The organism is Dyella silvatica (assembly GCF_026283955.1).
Taxonomy (GTDB): domain Bacteria; phylum Pseudomonadota; class Gammaproteobacteria; order Xanthomonadales; family Rhodanobacteraceae; genus Dyella_C; species Dyella_C silvatica.
In genome coordinates this window covers 23,605-30,126 of record NZ_JAPDPE010000060.1, presented here as the reverse complement: position 1 = coordinate 30,126, position 6,522 = coordinate 23,605, and the positions used below count along the sequence as shown (strand labels likewise).

Here is a 6,522-nt window from a genome sequence, read left to right as displayed (position 1 = left end):
GGGTTTCGTCAATGCGCTGACGCAGTTCGCCCTGGTCGGCTTCATTGCCTACGAGGCCATCGATCGCTTGTTCAATCCCAGCCCGATTTTGTCGGGCGTGATGTTCGTGGTTGCGCTGATCGGCTTGCTGGTGAATCTGCTGGTACTGCGAATCTTGCACGGCCACGCGCACGATGACGTCAATGTAGCCGGCGCCACCTTGCATGTGCTGGGTGATCTGTTGGGCTCAGTGGCTGCCGTGCTGGCCGCGCTGGCGGTGCGCTGGATGGGTTGGCTATGGGCCGATCCGGTGCTTTCGTTGCTGGTCTCGTTGTTGATACTGAACAGCGCATGGCGATTGCTGCGGCGCTCGGCGCACATCTTGTTGGAAGGTGTGCCCGAAGGCATGGATACCGCCGAGGTCACCAAGGCGTTGCGCAGCGCCGATGCCTCGATCCGCGACGTCCATCATCTGCATGTCTGGCAGTTGGCGTCGGGTTCGCGCATGGCCACCTTGCACGCTGAATTGCATGAGCACGGTGACAGCGCGCAGGCCTTGCAGGCCATCCAGCAGCTGTTGAACGACCGCTTTGGGATCCAGCACGTCACGGTACAGATCGACCCGGGCGTTTGCCCTGACCCGGCCAATGGCTGCGCCGGGCATCGTCATTAAGCCGGATTCTTAGGCTCCCGCTTTGCGCTTTAGGCCGGCGCTGCTACGATGATCGGCCGTTCATCTCACGAATATTAAGGAGTTCTCCCATGGGCAAGGGCGATCGCAAGACCCGTCGCGGCAAGACTTACCGTGGCAGCTATGGCAACAGCCGTGTGCATGGTGCACAGCCTGCTGTCGTTGGCGCCAAGGAAACGGTGACCAAGCCTGCCGCAGCCAAGAAAGTCGCGCCGAAGAAAAAGTCCGCTTAATCGCTGATTTTCTCCGGTATGACAAAAAACCCCGCCTGGCGGGGTTTTTTGTGGCTTAAGGCTTTTCGGGCGGCCCGCTAGACGCAGGTTTTGCCGCCATGGAGCGAACCCGTTCGCGCTGCCAGCAAGGTCTGTCGACACAGCGACCCACCGATCCAATAGCACAATTGCGCAGGATGACGGACGTGCCAGATTGCCAGGTCTGCACGCTTGCCGACTTCCAGCGTGCCGCGATCGTTCAAGCCCAGCGCCTTGGCCGCATGCACGGTGGCGCCGCGCAGCGCTTCTTCCGGGGTCAGGCGAAACAGCGTGCAGGCCATGCCCATTGCCATGCGCAATGACAGCAGCGGCGAGGTGCCGGGGTTACAGTCGGTGGCGAGCGCCGTGGCGACGCCGTGTTTGCGCAACAGTTCGATCGGCGGCAATTTGGTTTCCCGCAACGCATAGAACGCACCCGGCAGTAGTACGGCGACCGTGCCGGCGGCGGCCATTGCCTGCGCACCGGACTCGCTCAGGTACTCCAGATGATCCGCTGACAGGCCGTGATATTCGGCGACCAGCGCGGCGCCATCCAGGTCGGATAATTGCTCGGCATGCAGTTTTACCGGCAGGCCGAGCGCCGTGGCGCGCTCGAACACACGCCGGGTTTCTTCGCGGCTGAAGCCGATGTTTTCGCAAAAGGCGTCGACGGCGTCGACCAAACCCTCGGCGGCGAGCGTAGGCAGGATCTCGTCACAAACCAGGGTTACATAGTCGGCGCGGCGCTCTTTGTATTCGGGCGGTAATGCATGCAGGCCGAGAAACGTGGTCCGCACGGTGATGTTCAAGGCGACGCCGATACGCCGCGCCACCCGCAGCATGCGGCGCTCGCTCTCCAGGTTAAGGCCATAACCCGACTTGATCTCGATGGTGGTGACGCCATCGGACAGCAGGGCGCGGGCACGCGGCAGCGATTGCTCGAAGAGAGCCTCTTCGTCGGCCGCGCGGGTCGCATTGACGGTGGACACGATGCCACCACCGGCACGGGCGATCTCTTCGTAGCTGGCGCCGTTGAGGCGCAGGTCGAATTCGTGCGCACGGTCGCCACCGAAGACCAGGTGGGTGTGGCAATCGATCAACCCCGGGGTTATCAGGGCGCCGCCGAGATGCTCCACATGACGAGCCAGTGATGAGGTATCCGCGGGCAGTTCATCGCGGCGACCGATCCAGGCGATCTGTCCGTCATGCAAGGCGATCGCGCCGTCGCTGAGCAAGCCGTAGGGTTGCTCGTTGGCGAAGGTCGCCAGCGTGGCATCCAGCAGCAGGTGGTCCCAGCGTGCTGAAGTAGCGGTCATGAGGGAGGCCGTCATGTGGGTTGGTGCTCGCTGCTGTCGTGAGGGGATGCGTCGGGCGGCGCGTCATGCTCCGACACCGGGGTGGCCAGATCTTCCACGGTGGGCGTGACGCTTGCCGGGGCACTCTCGGTGTCCGCGGCGCGGCGCGCCAGCTCGTGGGTATAGTTTTCGATCAGCTTGTCGGCGAGCGCGCGGTATACCGGTTTGCGGCAAAGCAGGGACGATATCGCTCGTGCCAGCAGGCAGCTCGCCATGATCGGCAGTGCCATTTGCTGATTGGCGGTCAATTCCATCGAAATCACTGTGGCGGTCAACGGTGCCTGGGTCACGCCGGACAAATAGGCGGCCATCGCCAGCAGCACGACGGCCGAGGGGTTGGTACCCGGCAGCAGCGCGCTGATGTTTTGACCCAGCCCGGCGCCGACCGCCAGGGCCGGTGAAAAGATGCCGCCGGGAATGCCGGCCCAATAAGACGCCAAATTGCCAAGAAATTTCAGCCCACCGAAGGCGCTGATGGTGTCGTTGTGACCTTCCAATATCATCTTCGCCTGCGCATAACCGGTGCCGTACAAACCGGTATGCGTGAGCTGGCTAAGCAGGACCAGCGCGAGGCCGCAGGCAGCGGCAAATACGACCGGCTGGCGCGCGCGCAAACGGCCGATGACGCCGCGTAGCCCACGATCGTGTGGCAGGATCAGCCGGGCAAACAAGCCGCCGGCAAGGCCGCCGATCAGGCCGGTGGCAAGCACCGCCCACCAGGCCTTGCCCAAGGCAAGCTCCATATCCAGCCGGCCGAAATAGGCGTAGTTGCCGAGGATGCCCAAGGAAACCACGCCAGCGACGATCACGGCGGTGAGCAGCAAGCCGCTCATGCGGTGTTCAAAGGTGCCGCTCATTTCTTCGATGGCAAACATCACCCCGGCCAGCGGGGTATTGAAGGCCGCGGCGAGGCCGGCGGCCGAGCCGGCAAGAATAAAACGGCCCGCCGCCGCTGGGTCGGCAAAACCAAAGCGACGGCCTAGCGTATACAGCAGGCCGGCCCCGACATGCACGGTGGGGCCTTCGCGGCCCACCGAGGCGCCGCCTAGCAGCGCAGCCAGGGTAAGCACCATTTTGCCGGCGGCTACGCGCAGTGAAAGCAGGCTGCCGCGAAAGGTTTCGTCCTCGACTTTCAGCGCGGCAATCGCCTGCGGAATACCGGAGCCGCGCGTCGGCTTGAGCGCACCTTGGGTCAGCCAGGCAAGCAGGGCGAAGGTGATCGGGGTGATCAAGAACGGCCAGAACCGGCTGTGTTCGACGACCCGGCAGAACAGGCCAAAGACATAGTCGGCGGCCTGGGCGAAACCCACCGCTGCCAGACCGACCAGCACGGCACCGGTCCAGAACAAGATATGTCGCCGCCAATGACTCAGCGACAGCCACTCCGATCCACGCATCCGTTCCCGTAATCCTTGCTGCGTGCCGGAGGCGGTGGCGTTGCCGTCACCTTCGGTACGTGGTTCAACTTCACTCCTGCGTTGTTATCCGGCTTGCGTGCCCAGCGGGTTTCGTAAAGATCAAAGCGACGGTCTTTCAGGTTTTGCACGGCACCCGAGTTGCGCGCGCGTGCCAGGTTTTCCAGGCGCAGGTCGGCAAACAGCACGGTTTCGATATTGGGAGTGGAGTCGGCGGCAATGCCGTCACGGGCAAACGGAAAATCGCTAGGCGTGAGGATGCAGCTTTGTCCGTATTGAATGTCGAAATTGTTCACCCCCGGCAAATTACCGACATTGCCGGAAAGCACGACATAGCACTGGTTTTCGATGGCGCGTGCCTGCGAGCAATAACGCACGCGCAAATAACCCTCGCGCACATCGGTGCAGAACGGTACGAACAGAATCAACGCCCCTTGATCGGTGAGATGGCGGGCGACTTCGGGAAACTCCGAGTCGTAGCAAATCATCACGCCGATCGGGCCACAATCGGTTTGCACGGTGGCGGCGCTGTTGCCGCCGGTGATATTCCAGGTGGTGCGTTCGCTCGGCGTCGGGTGAATCTTGGCCCGCTCGTGGATCGAACCATCGCGCAAGCACACATAGCAGACGTTATGAATCTCGCCGTCTTCCGTCGCCGTGGGGTGCGAGCCGGCGATGATATTGATGTTGTAGTGCACGGCCAGCCGGTTGAAGAGTTCTTTGACCTGTGGCGTGTACTGACTAAGCATGCGAATCGAGTCGACCGGGGATAGCTCCTCGTTCTCGATCGACAGCAACTGCAGCGTAATCAACTCGGGAAAAGTCACAAAGTCAGCGCTGTAGTCGGCGGCGATATCGGTGAAGTATTCCACCTGGGTGGCGAACTCCTCGAACGAGTTGATGCGCCGTTGCAGGTATTGCACCGAAGCGACCCGCACCGAATCAGGCAACCGCTGCGGCGAGGGGATCGAGGGAATATCCGGTTGATTGAGCAAGCGCGGATTGCGCCAGACCAGGTGCGCGGCATAGCCGAGCGATTCATAGTCTCCTTGCACATAACCGCGCAGCAGCCCGATCAACTCGAACTCATTGCTTAGTTGAAAGCTCAGCGTTTGATCGCGGCGCTTGCCCTCTACCACGGCCTGGACATAGGCCTCGGCGCTGCCATAGCGCGAGAAGTTTTTCGCCAGTCCCGGTATGCGCCCGCCAAAGACGATGCCGCGCAGCTTGAGGTCGGTGCATAAGCGCTTGCGCGCCTGATACAGCCGCTGGCCGATGCGCATGCCGCGAAAATCGGGATGAACCACCACCTCCATGCCGTACAGCCAATTGCCATCGGGCTTATGCCGCGAGGCCATGCCGCCGCCGGTGATCTGCATCCAGGTATGCGGTGCCAACGCGGTGGCTTCATCGATACGGAAGGTGGCGCAGTAGCCGGCTAGCCGGCCCTCGTATTCGACGACGAACTGGCCCTCGCGGAAATGGGTTTGCTGAGAGCGCAGCATTTCTGCCGAATGCCCCCATTCCGGGGTGTAGACGCGGCCGGTCAATTCGACCAGGGCTGGCACGTCGGCGGGAGTCGCCTGGCGCACCAACAGCTTGGGGGTGTGCTCGTTCGTCTTCTTGGCCATGCCGCATTATGCCGCACGCCAGGTGATGTCGAGATAAATCCCGCCAGCTACACTGCGCGAAATCCGCAGGAAATCTCTCATGCCTCATATCCGCCATACCCTTGGTAATCCTTTTGCGCCCGGCATTGGCCCGGACCTTCTGCTGGCTAGGGTGGTGGCGTAATGGACGGCTGGAGCGGGCGCATCGATCCATCCATCACCGGCGACGCCCGTCGCTGGCATCAGGTCGTACAGCCGGCTGCGGCCAACGGATTGGCTGGCGTGGCGATGCTCGGCTTCGCCTGTGACGAAGGCATTCGCCGGAATGGCGGACGGGTCGGAGCGGCAGCCGGGCCGGTGGCATTGCGCTCGATGCTGTCCAATTTACCGGTCTTGAACGAAACCCCGCTCTACGACGCGGGCAACGTGGCATGCACTGATGGTGATCTGGAGGGGGCGCAACTGCGTTATGCCGGGCAGATGTCACAGCTGCTCGACGCTGGCCATCTTCCGGTGGGTTTGGGCGGCGGCCATGAAATTGCCTTCGCCACCTATCAGGGTTTGGCCCAGCACCTGCTGCATGGTCAAAAGGCGGGTCATCCATCGCGCGTAGCCATCATCAACCTCGACGCGCACTTCGATTTGCGCAAGCAGGCGCAGGGCAGTTCGGGTACGCCGTTTCTGCAGGCGATCGAACATGCGGCACAGCACGGATTGGCGCTGGAGTATTTCTGCCTGGGGGTCAGTGCATCGGCCAATACCCGCCAGCTGTTCAACACCGCCGACGCGCACTCGGTGTACTACCGGCATGACGACGAGCTGACCTTGCTCAGCTTGTCGCAGCAGCTGGAGCAAATGCAGTCGCGGCTGGATTCGGTGGATGTCATCTACCTGAGCATCTGTCTCGACGTGCTGCCTGCCGCGATGGCTCCCGGGGTCAGCGCGCCCAGCGCACGCGGCATGCCGATGGAAGTCATCGAGCCGCTGCTGGCGGCGATAGCGGCCACCGGCAAAGTGGCCGTGGTGGATGTCGCCGAGTTGTCGCCGCCGTTTGACCGGGATAACAGCACCGCACGGGTGGCTGCGCGTTTGATCCATCGAGTGACGCATGCCATCCAGCGCGCGAACGAGGTTTGACCCACTCGTCGGTTGAGGTGAGCAAAGCGAACCCCAGCAAACTCCCCTCACAAAAACACCATCCACAGACCAAGCGACATCAGC

6 protein-coding genes are annotated in these 6,522 nt (G+C 62.4%); 3 read left to right on the top strand and 3 right to left on the bottom strand.

Annotated elements, in window-relative coordinates; all coding sequences use genetic code 11:
* Both OUZ52_RS12970 and OUZ52_RS12965 read left to right on the top strand, forming a co-directional pair.
* The coding region (locus OUZ52_RS12970) for a cation diffusion facilitator family transporter (protein ID WP_266158822.1) at nt 1-652 on the top strand (652 nt) is incomplete at its 5' end.
* Nucleotides 653-741: 89 nt separating this feature from the next.
* Entirely contained in the window at nt 742-903 is a 162-nt protein-coding gene (locus tag OUZ52_RS12965; RefSeq protein ID WP_266158821.1) for a 30S ribosomal protein THX, read from the top strand.
* Nucleotides 904-980: 77 nt separating this feature from the next.
* Here OUZ52_RS12965 and hutI read toward each other — a convergent pair whose 3' ends face one another.
* Genes hutI through OUZ52_RS12950 form a run of 3 tightly spaced genes read right to left on the bottom strand, consistent with a single transcriptional unit; the run spans nt 981 to nt 5,322 of the window.
* Entirely contained in the window at nt 981-2,237 is a 1,257-nt protein-coding gene (gene hutI, locus OUZ52_RS12960) for an imidazolonepropionase (protein WP_266158819.1), read from the bottom strand.
* Between the two features lie 11 nt (nt 2,238-2,248).
* Nucleotides 2,249-3,673 (bottom strand): chloride channel protein, encoded by a 1,425-nt coding sequence (locus OUZ52_RS12955; RefSeq protein ID WP_266158818.1) that lies wholly within the window; start codon nt 3,671-3,673, stop codon nt 2,249-2,251.
* Nucleotides 3,646-5,322 (bottom strand): bifunctional GNAT family N-acetyltransferase/carbon-nitrogen hydrolase family protein, encoded by a 1,677-nt coding sequence (locus tag OUZ52_RS12950; protein WP_266158817.1) that lies wholly within the window; start codon nt 5,320-5,322, stop codon nt 3,646-3,648. Before OUZ52_RS12950 ends, OUZ52_RS12955 begins: the two co-directional genes overlap by 28 nt.
* Before the next feature lie 162 nt (nt 5,323-5,484).
* Between OUZ52_RS12950 and hutG the strand changes: the two genes are divergently transcribed.
* Nucleotides 5,485-6,438 carry a formimidoylglutamase gene (gene hutG, locus OUZ52_RS12945; RefSeq protein WP_266158816.1) on the top strand — a complete coding sequence of 318 codons (954 nt, stop codon included), beginning with the start codon at nt 5,485-5,487 and terminating at the stop codon, nt 6,436-6,438.
* The last annotated feature ends 84 nt before the right edge of the window (nt 6,439-6,522 follow it).

What these genes read in the sequence shown, in the direction of transcription:
- OUZ52_RS12950 (WP_266158817.1), bottom strand. Translation starts at nt 5,322, where the DNA reads ATGGCCAAGAAGACGAACGAGCACACCCCCAAGCTGTTGGTGCGCCAG.
- hutG (WP_266158816.1), top strand. Translation starts at nt 5,485, where the DNA reads ATGGACGGCTGGAGCGGGCGCATCGATCCATCCATCACCGGCGACGCC.
- OUZ52_RS12955 (WP_266158818.1), bottom strand. Translation starts at nt 3,673, where the DNA reads ATGCGTGGATCGGAGTGGCTGTCGCTGAGTCATTGGCGGCGACATATC.
- hutI (WP_266158819.1), bottom strand. Translation starts at nt 2,237, where the DNA reads ATGACCGCTACTTCAGCACGCTGGGACCACCTGCTGCTGGATGCCACG.
- OUZ52_RS12965 (WP_266158821.1), top strand. Translation starts at nt 742, where the DNA reads ATGGGCAAGGGCGATCGCAAGACCCGTCGCGGCAAGACTTACCGTGGC.